This is a genomic window from Paenibacillus sp. 01T442 (assembly GCF_056398345.1).
Window position 1 is genome coordinate 88,421 of sequence record NZ_JBFTPF010000001.1, and the last position, 21,686, is coordinate 110,106.

Genomic DNA, 21,686 nt, shown 5'->3' on the forward strand with positions numbered 1-21,686 from the left:
CAAACTTACCAGGGAAACGAAAATCGGTGCCGAGCACTTTTCCGACTCAATGTACCCGTAAGTACGAGTGTGGCGAAATAGAGAAACAGKGAACAGACGATGGAAGTGATCACGCACCATAATTGTGGCATACCATTGCTGACAAAATAGTGATAGGTCCAGTTTCCGCAAAGCATCATCAGTATCATGGAGATCGCAACCTTGACATAGGGACGAATACTCCAATAAAATCCGATCGAGCTTGAGATGGAAAAGAAGTTCAACAATGTTTGTATCACAATACCGATACCGATACCGTAAGCAACGCCAATAATCCCGTATTGGCTGCCAAACACGAAGATCGCGACACTTTTGAATAAGGTGGCTATGACATAATTCCACAGGGTAGCTTTCGCGCGGCCGAGCCCAAGTAGAATCGCATGAAGTGGCGCGTCGAAATAATGCAGGAAAAACATAGGCGCCAGTATTTGTAGTAGTACGCCTGCTTCCGGCGCATGATAGACAAGTGTCGTTAGTGGAGTTGCCCACACGTACAAGATAACGGTCGCTGGGGCGCCGATCAGGAGTCCCAAGATCATCGCTTGATTCATCCGCTCATGGATGAGCAGACTGTTCTTGTTCGCCGCGGCCTCGCCAATTGCAGGAATGAGCGCGGTGGATAAGGACTGCGTGATGAAGCTTGGCATGAACAGCAGCGGAAACGCATAGCCAGCCAACATCCCGAATTGCTTCGTGGCTAACGCCGTGCCGATGCCGGCCAGTGCCAAGCTGGTCGTAATAAGCAGCGGTTGGAAGGTGCTGTACAACGAATGAATCACACCGTGACCGGTCGTCGGCAATCCGATCTGAAGCAGTTCGCCGAGCGTGCTTCTTCCTTGTTTCAAGTGGCTTGCCCAAGTCTCGCCAGCCATCTTCGATTCGCCGTAAAGCTTGTAGCTTGCCACTAGAAATAGGAGGCTGATCGCTTCGCTGACGACAGAGGCAGCCATAGCTCCGGCAGCCGCATAAGCGACGCCATAAGGGAGCAAGAGGTGGACTAGCGCGAGTACGCAAGCAATTTGAACAGTATGCTCCAGTACATCGGAAGCGGCAATGGTTTTCATTTGCTGCATACCACGGAAATAGCCTTTTAAAACAGCGGAAACAGCGACAATCGGCGCGATCGGCGTAATGGCCAGCATCGCGTAATACGCGCGTTGGTCGCTTAGCAGAATGGATGCAATCCACTCCGATCCGAATAACGATATGGTCGTGAGCGCTACACTCAAGAAGCCTGTGACAGCAAGTGAGACATGCAAGATGCGCCTCACTTTCATCCGTTMGCCACGAGCGTTGGCCTCTGCGACCAATTTGGAAATGGCCACCGGCAATCCAAGCTCCGTAATCGTAATGACGAGCGGGACGAGCGGATGAGCCATCATTAAGATGCCGATTCCCTCTGCGCCCAGTACGCGAGCGATATACATGCCGCTGATAAAACCGAGAATACGGTTGATGAAAGCAGCGACAGACAAGACGAACGTTCCTTTCATGAACGATTGCCCATGTTGTGACATGACGTGTGTCCTCCTGGTTATCGAATACTTACATATGTATTCAATAATTGGAAAAGCATGCGAACAAGCTGATGATGATGCTTTTTTGCAGGTGACAGCGCTTCGTATATTGGTTCTTATGTATGTACAACGATTCGCAGGTTGCCCTCCGAAAGATAACGTGCTATCATTATCCTGACGAACGTTCGGAAGGGATGATGATATGACGGCAACGCGGATCAAAGAAGTAGCGCGCACTCATTTCGCTAAAAATGGCTATGAAGGTGCATCGCTTGCAGATATTGCTACGGATGTAGGGATCAAAAAACAATCCATTTACACGCATTTCAAAGGAAAAGATGAACTATTTCTTGCGCTGTTTGATGAGGTGTTGGCGAAAGAATTGCATTTTGTTCAAACGTATCTCGACAACAATAAGCATCTTTCAATAGATCAACTACTTTATGAATTTCTGATTCAATATCAAGATCGTTATGAACAGGATGATAATACGAAATTTTTCTTGCGGGTGGCGTTTTTCCCACCGTCCCATCTCTATGATGAGATCGTTAAGCAAGGTTACGACTATATAGATACGATTGAAACCATGATAATGCCGCTATTTGATCAGGCTTTGCACAATGGGACCATTAGCCCTGAAGTTAGCAGCGATACGGCCACGGTTGCTTTCTCTGCGGTATTAGATGGCATGTTTGTGGAATTACTATTTGGAGGTTCTGCTCGGTCGATGAAAAGGATTGAATCTTCCTGGTTCGTCTTTTGGCGTGGTATCAAAAAGTAAAGTAAAGCAGCAGGAGGGTTATACACATGAATCGTTATTGGATCTATATTTTCGTTGGTGTCATTTTTGAAGTGATATGGGTGACAGGATTAAAACATTCAGATACGACATGGACGTGGATTGCTACGGTCATTGCTATGTATATTTCATTTCATCTCGTTATTAGTGCGTCTACCAAACTGCCGGTGGGAACCGTATATGCCGTCTTTACAGGCATGGGGACAGCGGGAACCGTCATCGTGGAAATGTTATTTTTCGGAGAGCCATTCCAGTTACTTAAAGTATTCCTAATTCTACTTCTATTATCCGGTGTGTTTGGATTGAAATTTGTGACAAGCGGTGAGAAAGGAGCTGCAGTCTAATGGGTTGGTTTTTTCTCGTTTTTGCAGGGATGTTTGAAGTTGTAGGTGTCGTCGGAATGAATCAAATAAATAAAGCGAAGAATATTCGTAGCTTTGCTATTTTCATCGTAGGTATTGTTATGAGTTTTGGATTTCTAAGCCAAGCGATGAAAAGCTTGCCAATGGGTACCTCTTACGCGGTCTGGACTGGGATTGGGACGGTTGGAGGTGCAGTCGTAGGGATGTTGTTCTATGGGGAATCTAAGAATTGGAAGCGAATTGTGTTCATCGCGATGGTGCTCAGTGCTGCAGTAGGATTGAAATTAATAGCTTAATATATAATCGGCGTGGCCGAAGTTGCGGCAGGTGAGACAGCCACTGGACTGTCGATTCATGTTTAGATGGAGAAAATCCAGTTAGTTTGCGGGGAGCAGGTTTACTCATCGGTGAATAACGAGAAAAAGGCTGTCTCGAAAAGTCATAAATTGACTTTGAGACAGCCTTTTTAATCTTCATACAAAACTACATCTATGTAAGAAAAATCACTTTCATCTGCACGAATTCCCTCGCATCTAGTTACTTTCAAGTAACTACGCACATTGAAGTGCCTACTTTTCTGATGAGCGGCATGGCCCTACAATGGGTCTATGGCATTCACCAGAATTGCAAATAGAGGGAGAGATTCTAGATGGAACTGCAATTGGCACTAGATTTAGTAGATATTCAAGGCGCGAAAGAGATTGTAAATGAAGTAGCAGCCTATGTAGATGTCGTGGAAATTGGTACACCAGTTATTATTAATGAAGGTTTACGAGCTGTCAAAGAATTGAAAGCCGCCTATCCTCATGTCAAAGTACTGGCAGATCTCAAAATTATGGATGCTGGCGGTTATGAAGTCATGAAGGCATCTGAAGCGGGAGCCGACATCATTACGGTGCTGGGCGTTTCAGATGATACGACGATCAGCGGAGCCGTCGCTGAAGCAAGAAAGCAGGGAACCAAGATTATGGTCGACATGATCAATGTGCCCGATATGGCCAAACGAGCACAAGAAATTGATGCACTAGGCGTAGATTATATTTGCGTTCATTCCGGTTACGATCACCAAGCGGCTGGAAAGAACTCGTTAGAAGACTTAGCCACAATTAAGCGAGTGGTTAAACAGGCTAAAACGGCTATCGCCGGAGGAATTAAGCTGCACACGCTCCCCGAGGTATTGGCTGCAAGACCTGACTTGGTCATTGTCGGAGGGGGAATTACGGGGCAAGAAAATCGACAAGCAGCGGCTGCGGAAATGCAGCGGCTGGTGCAAGCGGCAAGGTGAGTTCATGATTCCTTCTAAAACGGCAGGGTCATCAAAGGTAGCAGCTGAGGTTTATCAAGCATTTCAGCAAATTAATGAAGATGAAGTTACAGGGCTTGCCGAGCGGATCATCCAAGCGAACAGGGTTTTTGTAGCGGGAGCGGGAAGATCGGGACTAATGGGGCGTGCTTTTGCCATGAGACTTATGCAGCTGGGTATTCCCGTCTATGTTGTTGGCGAGACGGTTACACCTGCGATAAAAGCCGGCGATCTACTCGTTATTGGCTCAGGCTCAGGGGAGACTACCCCGCTAGTCGCCTTTGCCAATAAATCCGCTTCGCTTCATGCGGAGGTTGTCTTGATTACGCTGTCTGCACACTCGACCATCGGGCGAACAGCGAATCATACGATTACGCTGACTGGAGCTCGCAAAGATCAAATTGATGCCGATGTTTCCATACAGCCTATGGGGAGTTTATATGAGCAAACGCTGCTTTTATTTTACGATGTAGTGATCGTAAGCCTCATGCAAATGCTAGAGATGGATACGAGCAGGATGTATGAAAATCATGCAAATTTAGAATAATATCATGAGGTAGAAGGCTTCTTCCTAACTACTGTATAATGAGTATGTAGAGAGGAGGCCGTGACAAAGTGGCACTAGAAGTCAAAGAACGCATTAATTTACAGGATATTAATTGTGAGAAAGAACTTACACTGGCCGTTATCGGAGGAAAGTGGAAGTTAATCATTATGTGGCATCTGGGATTGGAAGGGACGAAGCGCTTCGGAGAGTTAAAGCGGCTCATCCCCGGCATTACTCAGAAAATGTTAACGAATCAACTTCGCGAGCTGGAAGAGGACCTTCTTATTTGTCGTGAAGTATACGCGGAGAATCCTCCTAAAGTGGAATATTCCCTGACTGGGTATGGGCAAAGTCTGATGCCTTTACTGCAGATGATGTTCGATTGGGGTAAAAGTTATAGAGAGAATGTCATTCAAAAAGACGATTCAGTCAGAAGCTAAGAGAGGTCAGTTACATGACTTCTCTTTTTTTTGTCGTTGTAGGTGGGAACAAAAATCTGGTGATCGAAGGTTATATTTGGTAACATAAACCTTGAAATAGGAGTCTGAAAGCGCAGACATCTGTCCGAGGAGGAAATGAGCATGATTCAAGCGATCCGGAGTTCATTGGAATGGAAGCTTATTCTAATTATCTTTGCCACTATTTTTATAACGGTAACCGGGGTCAGCACATTCAGCTTCATTAAAAGCTCAGAGGCGATCGATAATGATGTGGTGCGTTTCAGTAATCAGATTCTGAAGCAAGCGAACCTGAACTTGAGCCGATATATCAGGGATAATGAACAGTTCTTTCGCACAATTAGCGGAAGCAGGGAGTTTCAGGATTGGTTAAAGACAGGACCTGATGATCCATATGGCCTCTTTGATAGCTACCAAAAAATAGAAAAAACATGGATTACCCCCTTCACCACCTATCATCCAGAGACCTTGTCCATCAAGTTGTATAACGAGAATGGGAACGAGAGCACATATCGTAACGAATACATGTGGGAATCGATTCTGGCACCTTACTATTCGATGAAGAATGAATCATGGCTGGGTAGTATGGAGCTGACAGGGAAGTTTTCACGCTATTATGGTATGGACGACAAGTATACCGATAAAGCGGGAAGGTCGAAGAGCATCCCTATTTTAACGTATGCGCAAAAGTTTCGTTTTGCCGAACAAAACGGTTACTTGGCGATTGATATTTCCCTTCTGGCTACACAAGAAATATTAAATGAAATACAGCTGGGCGAGCACGGGCTTGGCATGATTGTTGATCAATTTGGAACGATTGTGTCCTATCCCGACCCTGGGCAAATCAATACAAAGCTGGATCCGGGCATTTTTACGAATATCAGTTCCAACCTCTCTGGTTCCTATTACAGCGCCAAATCGAAACAAATGATCGTTTATCAAACGATCACAGGTACCGACTGGAAAGTGATTGTTATTGTACCTTACGGAGATTTGGCTAAAAGTATATCTAATATTCGTCATTTGACGATAACGCTTACAATTGGGGGGCTGTTGATTGCTTCCATTCTTGCGTATTTAACCTCTCATTCCATAACTCGAAGACTGAAACAACTGCGCAGAACGATCAAAATGACGAAATTGGATCAATTCGATGTCCGTGCTCAGGTGAGCGGGACCGATGAAGTGGCCGAGCTTGCATCAGCCTATAATTTACTTCTAGATCGCATAGAAAACGCCATTATTCAGCTCGCTGAGACCCGTCTTGTCCAGCAGCATGCTGTATTGTCTGCCCTGCAATCACAAATTAATTCCCATTTTTTATATAACGCACTGGAATCGATCAATTCTATGGCTCATTTGGCCGAACAACCCGATATTCAACAGACGACGATTGCCTTGTCTAACATGCTGCGGTACACGTCTAATTATCAGCAAACCATTGTTACAGTAAAGGATGAGTTTGACCACTTAAAAAATTACTTTTTTATCATTCGTATTTTGTACGGTGACAATATATCGTTAAGTCTTGAACAAGATAGTTCCGTAGAGGATGCGCAATGTCTTAAAGCCATTATCCAACCATTCGTTGAAAACAGTGTGAAACATGCTTATGAAGTGACAGGGGATCGTTTGCTGATTCGGATTTCGACAACACGTTGGAAAGATCGATATGTCCAAATCGTCATTGAGGACAACGGGATCGGATTTTCCGAGGAAAGGCTGAATACGATCCAGCAGGCTTTGAGCATGGGGGAGAAGGAGCAAGACTATATGCGTTTTTCCCGAATTGGTGTACTGAACGTTCATTATCGGTTGAAAATGTTTTATATGGAGCCGGAAACAGGCGTTTCTGTCGAGCCATTATTGCCAGAAGGCGGGACGCGTATTATTATTCGTTTTCCGTACCGATCCTTAGAGGGGGTTATAACATGATTCGCGTGCTTATTGTAGATGATTCCATGTTAATCTGCAGCAGTTTGTCTAAATATGTATCAGGCTATAACGATACAACGGTCGTGTCGGGAACGGCTTCAAACGGCGTTAAGGCGTTGGAATGGCTGGAGGGAAATTACGCGGATTTGTGTATTACGGATATCCGAATGCCAGCTATGGATGGATTAGAATTGATTGAACAAATCAATCGGCTTTATCCGTGGATGAAATGCATGGTCGTTTCCAGTTATGATGATTTTCAATATGCACAACGCAGTATCAAGCTCTTTGCACTGGACTATATTTTAAAACCGATTGATCCAAGAGCCTTTAATGAGTCTTTGAGCTCGGCGACGGATCGCATTATACAGGAACGAAATCACGAGGCTGCCCAATTGATACTGCGCAAACTGCCGATGAACCGATCGTGGATGGAACGATGGATCGAGCATATCCAAACGCTGCGGAGTGACATGATGCCGTTGCTCATTGTCGAAACGCTTGAGTTACTGGAAGGATGGGTGGCAGGCAACTACTATTTATTACATGTGCTTTCCAATCTATGGCTGCAAACTGTCATTGAAGAGATGGCGAAAGACAAGCTTCGACTGGAGCTGGATGAGGGGAAGGATTTGGGGCTTGGGGAGCATTTGCTGCGCCTTTATGCTATTCGCAGTTATTTTCGCTTATGCGCAGTTAGAAGGCTGGAAGAGGGTGCCAATAGCTTGATGTCCGTCATGCGCGGCATCCGTGATAATCAGTCAAGTAAGGTTGTAGACATGATGAAACAATATATTCGGGGACATTACGGAGAAAAAATCAATTTACAGGATTTGGCCGACTTCGTTTCGCACAATAAAACGTATATGTGCACCTTATTCAAGCAGGAAACAGACATGACCGTTTGGCAATTTATCGTGGTGGAACGGATGAATCATTCGCGTGACTTCTTGCTGAACTCCCAATTAAAAGTGTACGAAATCGCAAATCGTGTCGGCTACGAAGACGTCGACTATTTCACGAAATTATTCAAAAAACATTTCGGTTTGAATCCGCTTGATTACAAAAAGCGAATGGAATCATAGTTCATCATTATCCCACACACCGAACGGTGTGTTTTTTTTGCCCAATCTCCCGAATATCGTCAGGTATAAACGAAAGCTTATCCGGTATGAGGTACGTTTCCAGTCCCTTATAATAAATTCAGATAGATAGTGAAAGGAATGGATTGGATTGAACAATAAGTTGCTACCAATACCAAAGCGTGAGGCCATACTTACAGAAGCGTCAGATGTTTCCACGGGTGTTGTGAAGTCATCGCTTTCCCGATATCTAAGGAGAAATCATCCGTTGTACCTTATGCTGCTGCCGGGAATTTTGTATTTTGTTATATTTAAATACATTCCATTGCTCGGAAGTGTCATTGCGTTCCAGGATTACAATATTTACAAAGGATTCCTTAAGAGTGATTGGGTTGGATTTCAATGGTTCGAGCAGCTAGTGACGTATCCACAATTCAAGCGACTAATTGCTAATACGATCATCTTAAGTTTTTATCAAATTATATTTTCGTTTCCTGCTCCAATAATACTCGCTTGTTTGTTGAATGAACTGAGACATCTCGCGCTTAAACGCATGGTTCAAACGTTGCTTTACTTGCCTCACTTTTTATCCTGGACAATCGTTTACGGCTTAGTTTATATGATGTTCTCTAGTCAGACAGGTTTAGTTAACCTGGTGTGGACATCGCTAGGACATGAGCCAATCAGTTTCCTGCAAATGCCGGAATATTTCCGCACTTTGCTTATCAGTTCTGGCATCTGGAAGGAGATGGGGTGGAGTACAATCATCTTCTTGGCAGCCTTGGCGGGGATCAGTCCTTCCTATTATGAGGCAGCGAGAATTGATGGGGCAGGACGATGGAAGCAGTTCGTGCATGTCACATTTCCAGGACTTTTGCCTGCTATTGTTATTCTACTTCTGCTCAAAATTGGCCACGTGCTGGATGTTGGCTTCGAGCAAGTGTATTTATTCTTAAACCCAACTACGATCAGGGTAGGTGAAGTGTTGGATACTTATGCCTATCGGCAAGGTATCTTAGGGGGTCAGTACAGCATCACAACTGCGATAGGGCTGTTTAAATCGGTTATCGGATTCGCTCTTTTAATCACGGCAAATCGAATCAGTAAAAAAGTTTCTGGGGAAGGGTTATTCTAGGTGGTCGTATATGAAAATTAGAAAATCATTCGGTGAAAAAGTTTTCGATTTCTCTAACGTTAGTTTTCTCATCCTGATTACAGTTACAGCCATGCTCCCGATCCTTTACGTTATCGCAGGCTCGTTCAGTTCCTCGAACGCTCTTATTCATAATAGKGTCCTATTATGGCCGGTAGAAGCGACCCTTGATAATTTCAAGCTAGTCGCGAATAATAGCACCTTCTGGAAGGCAGGATGGATGACTGTCCAAATCGTAGTGATAGGTACCTTGGTCAATATGGTATTCACGATGATTACGGCTTATCCGTTGTCCAAGATGGATTTAAAAGGAAGAAAGTATTTTATGCTGTTAATCATCTTTACGATGATTTTTAATGCCCCGATCATACCGTCGTATTTGCTTGTGAAAAACTTATTTCTGTTAAATTCCATATGGGCTCTCATCCTGCCGGGTGCCATTAGTGCCTTTAATATGATTCTATGTATTACTTTTTTTCGGACGGTTCCCGATGATTTGTTCGATGCCGCTCGTGTGGATGGCATGAGTGAATACGGCATGGTATGGCGAATCGTTGTACCCTTGTCCATGCCGATTGTCATGACACTTCTTTTGTTTTATGCCGTCGGCCATTGGAATAACTATTTTGGGCCGCTACTGTTTATAAATGATCGCAACAAACAAACGCTGCAAATGTACCTATACTCGCTGATTGCTAATGGAGATTCGGACTCGACAGCGGGGGCGGCTGCAGAAGGCGGCATCAAACTCTCTCCGGTCGCCATCCAAATGGCCACGATTGTATTAGCCACCGTGCCCGTTGTACTGATATATCCTTTTTTGCAGAAGCATTTTGTTAAAGGTGCGTTGCTAGGTTCTGTCAAAGAATAACTGAATATTCAGGCATATGCCTTTATAGATCATTAAGAAAGAAAACCTAGGGAGGGTAAGAATATGAGTTTCAAAAAGAAATGGGGCAGTACGGTTTGCCTAACGTTGTCTACAATCGTGCTTCTCACTGCATGTTCTTCGGGTAATGAGGGCAGTAGTTCTAGCGCAACGCCGAGTCAAACAAGTACGCAAACAAGCGCTTCGCAAGCGCCTGCGACACCAGCAGCACCAGTCAAAATCCGCGTGTTCGCAAGCGATGTTAACCAGCCGATTCCAGGTGGGAAGTCGATGGATGACTCTACGATGAAATACCTGGCTCAAAAGTCGAATACGGATCTGGATTGGGTATTCCTTCCGCATGGGCAGTATGGGGAGCAGGTTAGAATTAAATTTGCCAGCGGTGATATCCCTGATGTCGTCGGCGGTTGGGGCATTAATTATGAATTATTGCAAAATGAACAGATTATCCCATTAAACGATTATATTGATAAATACGGCCCCAATCTGAAAAAGGCGATATCGCAAGCCGCTTGGGACGAAGTCACAACGGGTGGGAAAATCATGGCGATTCCAGAAGGACAGCTAGGAAATAATGTTCTATATGTCCGTAAAGACTGGATGGATAAGGTTGGTATTGCCACCCCGCCCCAAACGCCTGATGAATTGTTGACAATGCTGCGGGCATTCCGTGATAAGGATCCGAATGGCAACGGCAAAAAAGATGAGATGCCGATCTCGGGTCGTGAAAAGTTCAGTTGGGTTGACAATGTGATGACCATGTTCGGTGTGGATGCTTTCAACCGTGTATTAGTTAATGGGGAGGTAGTGCCATCGGTTATTAGTCCTAATATGAAGCAAGCGCTTGGATTTTTCCGAACATTGGTTGAAGAAAAGCTGATTGACAGCGAGTTTCTGACAAACAAACGGAATGTCTGGGAGCAGAAGATCCAGAATAACTTGGTTGGTGCTTGGGTGCACACACCTTCGCTTGCTTGGGATTGGCAGGACAAATTGAACAAGTCTCTTCCGGGTATAGGAGCGAATGTGATTGCAATTCAAACTCCGAAAGCGCCGGGTGTAGAAAGTTCTGGTACTTCGGTTCGTGCATCTAATAAGTCGTTCATGGTCACCAAAGCCGCGAAAGATCCAGCTGCGATCGTGAAAATGTTTGATTGGCTCGTTAGTCAGGAAGGTCAAGAGTTTGTTAATTTTGGGATACCAAACGTAACGTACAAGAAGGATGGCGGCAAAATTTCCTATGATATCAAAAAGGATACAGATGACAAAACGGCACTTTGGCGTCCGAGTACCTTCAATCTGGTCGCCTACAACAGAGACTTCCTGGAAATTCAATTGGGCAGCAAGGAAGCAGCCGACAAAATGGATGCGGCTTATAAAGTCGCCGCTTCAGAAGGAATGAAGAGTATTGTAGCGGGTCTCCCTCCTTCAAAATTACCCGCAAAGCCTGAATTGGAATTCAGCGGTACTCTTTTCCAAGAAGCAGCCGCTCAGATCATGCTTGGCAAACAACCGCTCGATTACTTCGATACGTATGTGAAGCAATGGAGAGCACAAGCCGGTACTGAAAGAATCAAATATGAAACTGACTGGTATAACAGCAATAAGAAGAAATAATTTCTGTAAAGTTGTGATCATATAAGCAAAGGCTAAGACGGAAGAAAGGGCGGTATGGCGTGCCCTTTCTTCCGTCTTTTTTTATCTCTAGCCTATGGCGTCGGCCATCGCGCGTTAGCGCACAAATATTGTGCGCAAGTGAAGCCGCCCTGCCGGCCATCGCGCGCTAGCGCACAAATATTGTGCGCAAGTGAAGCGGCCCCGTCGGCCATCGCGCGCTAGCGCACAAATATTGTGCGCAAGTGAAGCGGCCCCGTCGGCCRTCGCGCGCTAGCGCACAAATATTGTGCGCAAGTGAAGCGGCCCTGTCGGCCATCGCGCGCTAGCGCACAAATATTGTGCGCAAGTGAAGCAGCCCCGTCGGCCATCGCGCGCTAGCGCACAAATATTKTGCGCAAGAGAAGCGGCCCCGTCGGCCGTCGCGCGCTAGCGCACAAATATTGTGCGCAAGGTAAGCGGCCCCGTCGGCCGTCGCGCGCTAGCGCAMAAATATTGTGCGCAAGGTAAGCCGCCCTCACTTGTGTTTTTGTGCGCCCAGCATGGGCGATTATTTTATGTAATCTGGCAAGATAACCTCGCGGTTCGTACCATAAAATATATCATCATGTCCGCCTATTCGTTGACAAAACTGTTCGAATTTATCCCATGAATCATGGATATCGAATTCATAACTGTGTCCCCATATATAAAAAATTTGCGGCTTATCAGGCTTTAAGGCAATAAAAGTTTCAGCAAGCTTCTCCATTTGCTCCCATTGTTGATGGTGATAAACGGTTGGATTAAATCTAAATAGGTTGTCTTGCAGGTCAAACTGATAGGTAGACGTTGTTGTTCTTGCGTATTGGAGGGCTGTATGGTTTCTTATGACATTCGCAACGTAATCATTGTTGTTCACACCCCCACCTGGGTAGGCCATGCCAACCACATCATAGCCCACGATTGCCTCCAAATTTCTACGATCTTCTTCCACCTGCTTCACGATCTCGGTTTCATCTAATTGGGTAAGAAGTGGATGAGTTAAGGTGTGCGCTGCGACTTCATGTCCGAGATAAACTTCTCTTACATGATCTCTATGAATTTTGGTATGATTAACAGTTTGTCCTTCCCTGATAAGGGTGTTGTCCAATCCGAGGAGTTCTGAGTTAAGATTAAAAGTTGCTTTAAGTCCGTACTTATTAAAGATTTGAATCAAACGTATATCTTGGGTCACACCGTCATCGTAGCTGAATGTAACAGCCTTCATTTTTCCGTTAAACATGTACATCCTCCTTAACTTCTTGCGCATTTCTCCGACCGTATCATCGAAAGAAATCCCTGTCAATCCTAACTTTCCTATTGAACCATAATGCGAGCTTGTCCGTCTAAATTCTATAAAACATACAGATAGCACTTACAGGAGGAAAGAGAAATGAGATTCAACAAAGACACAGCAAAAGGCATCGTAGCAGGTACATGTTTTACCTTGGCTCTAATGGCAGGAGTAGGCAGTGTATCCGCTGGGGGATTTACCAGAATGTTGAAAGTAACATTTAACGATATTAATATAAATGTGGGAGATAAAAGTCTGAATTTGGTAGATGAATCAGGCACCGCCATAGAGCCATTCAACGTGGATGGCACGACATATTTCCCAGTTAGAGCAATTTCAGAGGCACTAGGTAAAACGGTGGAATGGGACAGCGAAACGAACACTGTATATGTTGACAAATCAAAAGCACAAAAAAATAACGACATTCACGTGCTGAAACCTGAAATGGTTAAAAACGCAGATTTGGAAAAGGTGATCATGGCGACGCTTGAAATGGATGATAAGGACGTGAAAGAAACCCAATACTACTATAATTATATTGATTTAAATGGCGATGGGAATGAGGAGGTATTCGTTCAATTGACTGGACCTTATACCAGTGGGTCGGGCGGAGATACCGGTTTACTTTTCCAACAGGAAGATCATACTTTTAAATTTCTTCAAAAGTTTACCTTATCCGCAATCCAATTATCGTAAGTACGGAACAAACGAATGGATGGAATAATCTCATACTTCAAGTGTCTGGCGGTGGGGTTGCCTCCCACTACGTTCAACTGAAACATGATGGTACCCAATATCCCAATCCGTCAGATGCTGTTGAAATGGATGCAAACGCAAAAATAGAAGGTACAAGCATAATTAACTTGGATCATATCGCGTATGAGAATAGAGAAGGATTGCATTTAAAATAAGATAAACGCTCCCCACATGGAACAGTCAATTATGGTCAGATACCACCATGATTGAACTGTTTTTTTGTTTTTCCCGTTTTCTCATCAAGTGAAACGGTTGGTTCTCCTTTCTCTTTCATGTATTGACCCAATTGGAGCAAGTGCTACAATGAGTGAAGATCTCATCGGACCTGAAAGGATACCCATTATGTTTGAACTAAATAAGTTAGCCAAGCTTTCATATAATCAGGATAATCCCAAATCTCCTTACCTATTTTCGGGCATTTCAGTACAGATTCAGCAAGCGGAACGTATCGCCCTTATCGGTTCATCAGGGCAAGGGAAAAGTACATTTCTACGTACCTTGGCCTTACTGAGCTCACCAGATGAAGGAATGATGCTATTGGAGGGTGCCTCCTATCAAGAGGTTGGGGCACGAAACTGGCGGAAACGAATTTGCTATGTTGCTCAGCAAGCGGTCATGCTGCCTGGGAGCGTTGAGGACAATTTGCGTACAGCAAGCCGATTGCATGGCAAGTCATATGAAAGGAAGCTAGCTGATGAATTGCTAGAGACATCGGGACTGAGCGAGTTGGATCTTCAAAAGAATGCCCGTGAATTGTCTGGTGGAGAAATGCAGCGGATTGCTTTAATTAGATCTATGCTACTGCGCCCAGCAGTACTGCTTTTAGATGAAGTGACATCTTCCTTAGATGCGATGAATACAAGGGCTGTCGAGCACTTACTTCAGAAGTGGCATGAAAAAGAAGGAACTACCCTGATAGGGGTCACGCATGAGCTTGAACAAGCGGCGCGTACGAGTGAACGTGTATGGTTTATGTCAAGCAATACGATACTTGAAGATGCGCCAACAGCGCTTTTCTTTAGCGAGCCGTCTACAGAGGCAGCGAGAAAATTTATAGGGTTAATTAAAGAAGAGGTTCAATTATGACGATGTTATCACTTAGTTTTACCTTACTATTCATACTGGCAACGATGTTGATATCATTTTGGCAGAAGCTTGGATTGGAAAAAGAGATCGCAATTGGCACGATACGATCAACTCTGCAATTATTATTTATTGGATATGTGCTGCATTACATTTTTCAATCGCAGCATGTTGCGTACTTGATGCTCATTATTACGCTTATGATTTCTGTAGCCTCCTGGAATGCGGCCAAACGCGGCGGCGGCATGCCTGGCATTCTATGGCGAATCGCCTTGTCGATCATGACGGTGGAGATTCTTATGATGGGTATGCTTCTGGGGCTGCATCTCATTGAAGCCACACCGCAATACATCATACCGCTAAGCGGCATGACCATCGGAAATGCTATGATCGTATCGGGCTTGTTTATTACTCAACTTAAGAGAGAAGTTCTTGCATCGAAAGGCGAGATTGAGGCGCTATTGTCACTTGGTGCCTCCGCAGGACAGGCACTGCAAGACGTTAGGAAACGGGCGGTTAAATTCAGTATGATCCCGACCATTGACGGCATGAAGACAGTAGGGCTTGTTCAGCTTCCAGGGATGATGACAGGTATGATCGTGGCTGGAGCTGAGCCAGTGGAAGCTGTGCGTTATCAAATTTTAATCGTATTCTCCTTTACCGGCTCCGCTGCAATTACTAGCATACTGTTAAGTGTCCTCATCTATAAGTTAGTGTTCTCGGAACAGCTGCAATTAAAGGTATTTCACGAGGGAAGATAAGTAGTTATTGTTTTGGATAAAATAGACAGCACAAGAAACCTGAGGAATTGCTGCCCTCAGGTTTTTTATGCATTCTGGTAAATCTTCGATTGACGTAAAGGTGTAAACCACCTATACTGACCATGATTCTCATTCTCATGCTTGTATTTAACTTCATTCCAAAGAAGGTCTCAACAAATATGCTGACAAAGAAACGAATGATCCAATCTATAGCGATCTTTCTGGTCGTTTGTTCCATTGTTATCACATGGCAATGGTTCGATTCAAAGGAATGGATTCGCGATGTAGGGCTGCTCTTCCACCGGCCCAAGTGGTTGGTCTTTATGGTAATCGCATACCTAGTTTCCTTTCTTCTCAAAGCGGCAGCTTGGCGAATTTACGCGGGACAAGATGTCAAATTCGCGGTCTATTTTCATGCGATTAGCTACAGTTTGCTCGTAAACCATGTGCTGCCGATCAAGGTGGGAGATGGGGTTCGAACCGGTCTATTAATGAAAAATGGCGGAAAGTCATGGGAGGATGCACTCCATTCCGTAGCGGTTATGCGCCTGCTGGATATGCTTGTGCTGGCGGTCATTGGAGGCATTGGTATCGTCCGCATGGGTCTGCCTTCTTCTTGGATGTGGGTGACGCTGCTGGCCTCTGGCACAGCGATTCTCGCAACGGCTCATTATTTACCTGTGATTCGCAAATTCCCATTTGTCGTCAAACATTCTGCCTATTTTCATCTTAAAATGCTTTCGGGCAAAGGGCTCGCCATTCTGGGCTTCATCACATTCAGTTGGGTACTAGAAGCGGGAGTCATTCTCGCAGTCTCCCAAATTATTAATGTGCAATTAGGAAGCATTTCGCTCGTATGGGCCAATAGCATGACGATTGCTGGGCAAATTTTTCATATTACACCAGGGGGCATTGGCACCTATGAAAGTACGATGAGCGGCTCACTTGCCTTATTGGGTGTGGATGGGAAAGACGCTTATCGAGCGGCGCTATTGTCACATACGTTTAAATTTCTATTTGCCTATGCGTTAGGTGGCTATTCTTTGTTGCGGATGCCGCTGCACTTTCGAGAAATGAAAGCTTGGATTAGCCGAGTCACAAGTCAAACTAAATCACAATCCTATAACAAAGTGCGGAAGGAAGATTAATATGAAAAAGGCATCATCTTTTGAGATTGTTGCAGCCCGCTGTTGGAACCTATTGAATGAGGGGAAACCGTTTACACCAATTTTCGTTGTCGGCGTTTTTCTGCTGTACCATATCGGTGTATGGTCTGATTCTAGCTTTTGGAGCGCGGCGGGTCTAGGGCTAGTGATAACCATGCCTCTATTTGTACTATATTATTGCTTCGATTTTCCGCTCTTTTTACGCAATTATTTATGGTTGCCACTTATTGCCGCACTTCTTATTTGGGAACGAAATGAACTAACTCTATATGTGCTGGCGTTAGGGGTGTTTTATTTCTTTACGATTTATTTCTGGGGCACGTTTTACTACCATTTGCGAATTGGAACGACCTGGTGGAATTTCACACGCTTCTGGAAGCTTGTCCTGAAAAATAGTGACTCTACAAGCGGCAATGCGCAGGAGCAGATGCCTAAGTTTCTGCTGTTGCTGTTTGTATGGAGTCATTACTATGGTCAATTCGAGGCGGATGTTTCGGCTGATGTGGGTACAGGGCTGCTATTTGCAGGCGGTTTGTTGATCTACAGTTTTATTCTGCACCGTAACTTATTCGACTGGAAGCCATCTGAAATTCCAACGTATACACGTGATTCAAGCCCTGTACAAGCAGGCGGTAAAGCATTGAACCAGAATGTGATCGTTATCGTTGTGGATGGCATGCGCAAAGAACGCTTTGAGGAAGCGAATGCCCCATTTATGAAGAAACTGCGAGCAGAAGGAACCGAGTATGCGCAAATGGAAACCGTATATCCAGCGCGTACCGTTGTATGCTTCTCCTCGATGTTTACAGGTACATATCCACGTGAGCATGGGATTCGCTCCAATATGGTGTGGAGGCTGGGTATTCGGGTTGAGAGTATTTTCGATTCCCTGCGTAAAGTGGGCAAAAAAGGTCGCTTGCTGGGCATTGCACACTTGATTGACTCCATGGGAGACGATGTGGAGAGTGTGACGGCTGTCATGCACAACGATGTTGCCGATCGTAATATCATTGAGCGAGCGAAGAAGATTATGGCAGAGCAAAATCCTGACCTACTCGTTGCCCAATTAATTGGAGTTGACCAAACAGGTCACAGCCGAGGTGTTCTCTACGATGATTACACGCAAAAGATTGCCGAAGCGGACCAACTTATTGAAGAGTTCGTCGGTTGGCTCGAAGAGCGCGGTATGATGGCGAATACAACACTGATCATCTGTGCCGATCACGGACAAGCAGACGGCATTGGCGGACATGGGCATCTCGACGAAGGCGAGCGTTATGTGCCTTTCTTCCTGCACGGTCCAACCATCGAAGCAGGCCGTCGCATTGATGAGAAGCATTCACTCGTCTCTATGGCGCCGACGCTGGCTTATTTGCTGGGAGCACCCTTCCCAAGCCATAGTCGTGGACCTGTTCTAACGGAGGCTATTAAACATCATGACTAAGAAAAAAATCATCGTTTTCATGCCTGCACATAATGAAGAAGAGAATATCAGCGGGGTCATTGCCCGCGTTCCGAGAGATTTCCACCCGCAGTATGAGGTGGAAGTACTCGTAATCGACGACGGGTCTAAGGACCTCACCGTCCAAGTTGCGCGCGAAGCGGGGGCCGACCACATTGTGTCGTTTCCGCACAATCAGGGGCTCGGCGCAGCCGTTCGCGAAGGGCTGAAGCAATGCTGCCTGCTCGGCGGCGACATTGGCATCATGATTGATGCGGATAATGAGTATCCGCCGGAGCAAATCCCGGACGTCCTTGCGCCCATTATCAGCGGGCGCGCGGACTACACCTTTGGCTCACGCTTCAAAGGCCACATTCAAGGGATGAAGTTGCATCGCCGCTTAGGCAACTATACCTTTACCCTGCTGCAGGCGATTTTACTACGCAGATGGATTTATGACGGCCAGTCAGGGATGCGTGGATTCTCACGCGATGCCATGGAGAACGCCGTCATTATCCATGACTACAATTACGCCCAGGTGCTCACGATTAATCTGGTTCGTCAGGGCTACCGTTTAGAGGAGATTCCGATCTCGTACCAAGTACGGACCAAGGGCCAATCCTTCATCAAGTTCAGACAGTATGTGTCTTCCGTAATTCCGGCGATTTACAAAGAAATGAGACGTCCCGTCTCCCGCAAGCGCAAGGCCACTGTCCAAATGCATCGGGATGAACCGAGCTTATGACACGCAACGCGTTAGTAATGGCGCTTTTTGCAGCTGTGGTTATAGCCAGTGTGATCTGCCTTAGTCTGCTATATGCGAGTCCTTATGTGCGCACATGGGACGAGGTGGACTTCACACTCGCATTGCATCGGTATGATTTACTGGCCATGCAGCCTCATTTTCCTGGATATCCCTACTTTATTCTGGGTGGTTGGTTTATTAACCACTGGATGAATAATCCCGCTATAGCCTTATCCGTCTTCAATACCTTAGCGGCATTAAGCTCCGCGATTCCTATGTTTTTATTAGCACATCGTCTGACGGGCAGCGGCATCAGGAGCCTTTTGCTGCCCGCACTCGTTTTAAGCAGCCCCTACATTTGGCTTATGTCCTCGCGTCCCATGTCGGAATGCGCAGGCATGGCCATGCTGTGGTGGTTTCTTTGGAGTATCCGCTTTGCGATGGATCGTCCGCACGCTGTGCTGCGTCACGGGCTAGCGCTGCTGATGTTCAGCTTCTTAATGGGGATACGCCTATCTTTCTTTCCTTACGGTTTAGCCTTAGTTCCCCTCTGGTATTCGCTTTGGCAGCAGGGGGCTACCCGTTGGAGGAGATGGCTCCGAGTAGGAGGTTCAGCTCTGGCAGCAGGGCTGTTTCAATTGATTTGGGTAGCTGGCTTGGTACTTTCGGAAGGAAATGTGGCTGGCTTCTGGAAGTTGTCCCTAGCTTTTGTAGAGGGGCATTTCTCTGAGTGGGGCGGTGGCGTGATCTCAACGCCGATGCCCATGGGGGAACGAATCATCCTGCTATTCGGGCAAAATTTGCTAGGTTCTGCCCTTTTCGGTGGTTCCATTCTTATTGGTATGAGTCTCGCGATTTTGGCTGTCATAACGTTGATCGTGCGAGGATTCGCCGCATCGACAGGGCATCTTAATAAAGAGAACAGGAATTACTTACTTTGGTTGGTCGGTTGTGCTGTTCTTTATTCCGTATGGGCGTTAATAGGTCAAAATATCGAAAAGCCTCGACATATTGTTCCAGTGGTTTCGCCAATTTTATGCCTCCTGTTTGTCTACATCATTCGAACGGCAGATGCTGTGAAGGCCTCAGATCCTAAGTCGCGTCTGTTGAGACTAGCACCAAAGTTACTATACACGCTCTTCATTAGTCTCATCGTCGTACAGGTTTTCTATGGCTCGCAGCTATTAAAAAGGCAGGCTTTGGACGAACCAGCGATTTATCAGCTGCATGACTATCTGAGTAGCTTGCATGAGCCACTCATTCTATTTACATGGGAAGAAACGAGAGTCMTACAGTACTTACAAGCAGATTACGAACATGAGCGCATCTATACGTATGGGTATTTTCAATCATTGGCAGGAGCCAATTCGGAACGACGCGTTTTTCTAACCGATCATGTTGTGCAAGGTTTTGCGGCTCAAGGGAAATCGGTGGAATCGCATTTAAAACAGATTGCCGAGTTTACATCCGATACGTTGTTTGACCCTGCCTATGGACACGTGACTTTATTTGAATGGGTTCGTTAGTTACCACTATGAACGGACGATGAACAATGTGTGATCAAATTGTAAAATAAAGGTTGACATAAAAATGGACAATGATTATCATTATCAATGACATTGAGAATCAAATTCATTGCAGAGGTGAAGTTATGAAAAGATGGCTACTAGCCGGATTGACTCTTGTGTTTGCGGCATTATTAATCCTGCCGACTTCCGCGCTGGCCTACTCTTATGGTGATGCGAATACCGAAGATGTAGCAGAAACCTTTAAACTGGTGCAAACCAGTATTGGCGAGGGTGCGAATGATTGGGGAGCAGCCGAAGGTGCCTACAAAGAGCGAAGAGCAGAACTTGTAGCACACTTTGGTGAAGAGGTCGGTAAGACATTAGATGCAAATTTCCAGGCGAAGGATAATAAATTAGTCATTGCTAATTTCAAAGCTGTCCTGGTTATGAACTTAGATCGTCGCTTTACCTATGCTGGGCAAGGTATTTCTGACTATGCGGAAGCAAAACTTCTGTTGGCTAAGGCCAAGGCAACCTATGATTCCCTAGAGCCTTACATGGGATCAGGTAAAGCGGAAATTGATAAAGCATTTGATGCTGCTTTGGAAGCACTGGGTAATCCAGGATTGTTCGGCGTTGGGAAGAAACCCGTGCAGCCTGCTGTATTTAAGGAAAAGGTTGATTTTATTTTTGGTAAGGTAAAGCCGCTATTTCCTTATAAAGCTTACAGTGCACCAGCACCAGTTGCCACAAGTACACCGACGCCTACTGTCAAGCCGGTAGAGACGACAAAGACAGACCCCGTTGTGAAGGCGGAAGTTAGCCCTAAGCAAGAACAGCCTGCTGCAACAACGGATGCCAAACCAGCAGAGACGAAGGCACCAGACGCAACGGCAACAGTTGCGACAAGTTCTCCTGAACCGTCTGCATCAGCATCAGCGAGTCCAAGTCCAACACCGACTACCGAAGCTGCTAATCCTACTGCAACAGTAGAAGCACCTGCTAAAGCTACGGAGACAGCTAGCACAGCTGTGAAAGCTGAGCCTGCGAAAGAAGCAGCCGCTCATGCACCTATGCAACGCACAGACAAAACGAATCCGTGGGTCAGCGTGTCCGTGATTGGTGGAGTTATCGTTATACTGGGCGGGGCCGTATGGTTTGCTCGCAAAAGAAAGTGGATTTAACCGTTAGGTCAACCTAAAAATTGAGATGAATA

General features: G+C 45.5%; 21 protein-coding genes. 19 read left to right on the forward strand and 2 right to left on the reverse strand.

The window, feature by feature from the left end; genetic code table 11:
* Window positions 1–5 precede the first annotated feature (5 nt).
* Entirely contained in the window at window positions 6–1,556 is a 1,551-nt protein-coding gene (gene spoVB, locus AC1DLM_RS00415) for a stage V sporulation protein B (protein WP_477568731.1), read from the reverse strand.
* Between the two features lie 202 nt (window positions 1,557–1,758).
* Here spoVB and AC1DLM_RS00420 point away from each other — a divergent pair, with 202 nt between their 5' ends.
* The 11 genes from AC1DLM_RS00420 to AC1DLM_RS00470 all read left to right on the forward strand — a co-directional run bounded on the left by AC1DLM_RS00420 (window position 1,759) and on the right by AC1DLM_RS00470 (window position 11,701).
* Entirely contained in the window at window positions 1,759–2,337 is a 579-nt protein-coding gene (locus tag AC1DLM_RS00420; protein WP_477568732.1) for a TetR/AcrR family transcriptional regulator, read from the forward strand.
* 26 nt (window positions 2,338–2,363) lie between these two features.
* The gene (locus AC1DLM_RS00425; protein ID WP_171631668.1) at window positions 2,364–2,699 is read left to right on the forward strand and encodes a DMT family transporter; all 336 of its coding nucleotides are present in this window, start codon (window positions 2,364–2,366) and stop codon (window positions 2,697–2,699) included.
* Entirely contained in the window at window positions 2,699–3,013 is a 315-nt protein-coding gene (locus AC1DLM_RS00430) for a DMT family transporter (protein ID WP_441987543.1), read from the forward strand. Before AC1DLM_RS00425 ends, AC1DLM_RS00430 begins: the two co-directional genes overlap by 1 nt.
* Window positions 3,014–3,366: 353 nt before the next feature.
* Window positions 3,367–4,002 (forward strand): 3-hexulose-6-phosphate synthase, encoded by a 636-nt coding sequence (gene hxlA / locus AC1DLM_RS00435; protein ID WP_441987544.1) that lies wholly within the window; start codon window positions 3,367–3,369, stop codon window positions 4,000–4,002.
* Window positions 4,003–4,006: 4 nt separating this feature from the next.
* On the forward strand, window positions 4,007–4,567 hold the full coding sequence (gene hxlB / locus AC1DLM_RS00440) for a 6-phospho-3-hexuloisomerase (RefSeq protein WP_477568733.1): 561 nt from the start codon (window positions 4,007–4,009) through the stop codon (window positions 4,565–4,567).
* Window positions 4,568–4,635: 68 nt separating this feature from the next.
* Window positions 4,636–5,007, forward strand: coding sequence for a winged helix-turn-helix transcriptional regulator (locus AC1DLM_RS00445; RefSeq protein WP_171631661.1), 372 nt, complete (start codon window positions 4,636–4,638; stop codon window positions 5,005–5,007).
* Between the two features lie 141 nt (window positions 5,008–5,148).
* A complete protein-coding gene (locus tag AC1DLM_RS00450; RefSeq protein WP_477568734.1) occupies window positions 5,149–6,960 on the forward strand; it encodes a sensor histidine kinase in 1,812 nt (603 codons plus the stop codon).
* Window positions 6,957–8,045: a response regulator gene (locus AC1DLM_RS00455; protein WP_477568735.1), complete on the forward strand. Its 1,089-nt coding sequence runs from the start codon at window positions 6,957–6,959 to the stop codon at window positions 8,043–8,045. The genes AC1DLM_RS00450 and AC1DLM_RS00455 overlap by 4 nt, the downstream gene beginning before the upstream one ends.
* 148 nt (window positions 8,046–8,193) lie before the next feature.
* A complete protein-coding gene (locus tag AC1DLM_RS00460) occupies window positions 8,194–9,177 on the forward strand; it encodes an ABC transporter permease (protein ID WP_477568736.1) in 984 nt (327 codons plus the stop codon).
* Between the two features lie 10 nt (window positions 9,178–9,187).
* Complete coding sequence (locus AC1DLM_RS00465; protein WP_477568737.1) at window positions 9,188–10,066, forward strand: carbohydrate ABC transporter permease; 879 nt, start codon at window positions 9,188–9,190, stop codon at window positions 10,064–10,066.
* A gap of 63 nt (window positions 10,067–10,129) precedes the next feature.
* Entirely contained in the window at window positions 10,130–11,701 is a 1,572-nt protein-coding gene (locus AC1DLM_RS00470) for an extracellular solute-binding protein (RefSeq protein ID WP_477568738.1), read from the forward strand.
* Window positions 11,702–12,248: 547 nt separating this feature from the next.
* On the opposite strand, the gene AC1DLM_RS00475 is transcribed toward AC1DLM_RS00470, so the two are convergent.
* Window positions 12,249–12,959: a polysaccharide deacetylase family protein gene (locus AC1DLM_RS00475; protein ID WP_477568739.1), complete on the reverse strand. Its 711-nt coding sequence runs from the start codon at window positions 12,957–12,959 to the stop codon at window positions 12,249–12,251.
* 150 nt (window positions 12,960–13,109) lie between these two features.
* On the opposite strand from AC1DLM_RS00475, the gene AC1DLM_RS00480 reads away from it, so the two are divergent.
* From AC1DLM_RS00480 to AC1DLM_RS00515, 8 genes are all read left to right on the forward strand, one after another.
* A complete protein-coding gene (locus AC1DLM_RS00480; RefSeq protein ID WP_477568740.1) occupies window positions 13,110–13,706 on the forward strand; it encodes a stalk domain-containing protein in 597 nt (198 codons plus the stop codon).
* 363 nt (window positions 13,707–14,069) lie between these two features.
* Window positions 14,070–14,852, forward strand: coding sequence for an ABC transporter ATP-binding protein (locus AC1DLM_RS00485; RefSeq protein WP_477568741.1), 783 nt, complete (start codon window positions 14,070–14,072; stop codon window positions 14,850–14,852).
* Window positions 14,849–15,610, forward strand: coding sequence for an ABC transporter permease (locus tag AC1DLM_RS00490; protein ID WP_477568742.1), 762 nt, complete (start codon window positions 14,849–14,851; stop codon window positions 15,608–15,610). Before AC1DLM_RS00485 ends, AC1DLM_RS00490 begins: the two co-directional genes overlap by 4 nt.
* A 179-nt stretch (window positions 15,611–15,789) precedes the next feature.
* Window positions 15,790–16,758 (forward strand): lysylphosphatidylglycerol synthase transmembrane domain-containing protein, encoded by a 969-nt coding sequence (locus AC1DLM_RS00495; protein ID WP_441987556.1) that lies wholly within the window; start codon window positions 15,790–15,792, stop codon window positions 16,756–16,758.
* Between the two features lies 1 nt (window position 16,759).
* Window positions 16,760–18,220 carry an alkaline phosphatase family protein gene (locus AC1DLM_RS00500; protein WP_477568743.1) on the forward strand — a complete coding sequence of 487 codons (1,461 nt, stop codon included), beginning with the start codon at window positions 16,760–16,762 and terminating at the stop codon, window positions 18,218–18,220.
* On the forward strand, window positions 18,213–18,962 hold the full coding sequence (locus AC1DLM_RS00505) for a glycosyltransferase family 2 protein (RefSeq protein WP_441987558.1): 750 nt from the start codon (window positions 18,213–18,215) through the stop codon (window positions 18,960–18,962). Before AC1DLM_RS00500 ends, AC1DLM_RS00505 begins: the two co-directional genes overlap by 8 nt.
* Entirely contained in the window at window positions 18,959–20,488 is a 1,530-nt protein-coding gene (locus AC1DLM_RS00510; protein ID WP_477568744.1) for a hypothetical protein, read from the forward strand. Before AC1DLM_RS00505 ends, AC1DLM_RS00510 begins: the two co-directional genes overlap by 4 nt.
* A gap of 125 nt (window positions 20,489–20,613) precedes the next feature.
* Entirely contained in the window at window positions 20,614–21,654 is a 1,041-nt protein-coding gene (locus tag AC1DLM_RS00515; RefSeq protein WP_441987560.1) for a hypothetical protein, read from the forward strand.
* Window positions 21,655–21,686: the final 32 nt, after the last annotated feature.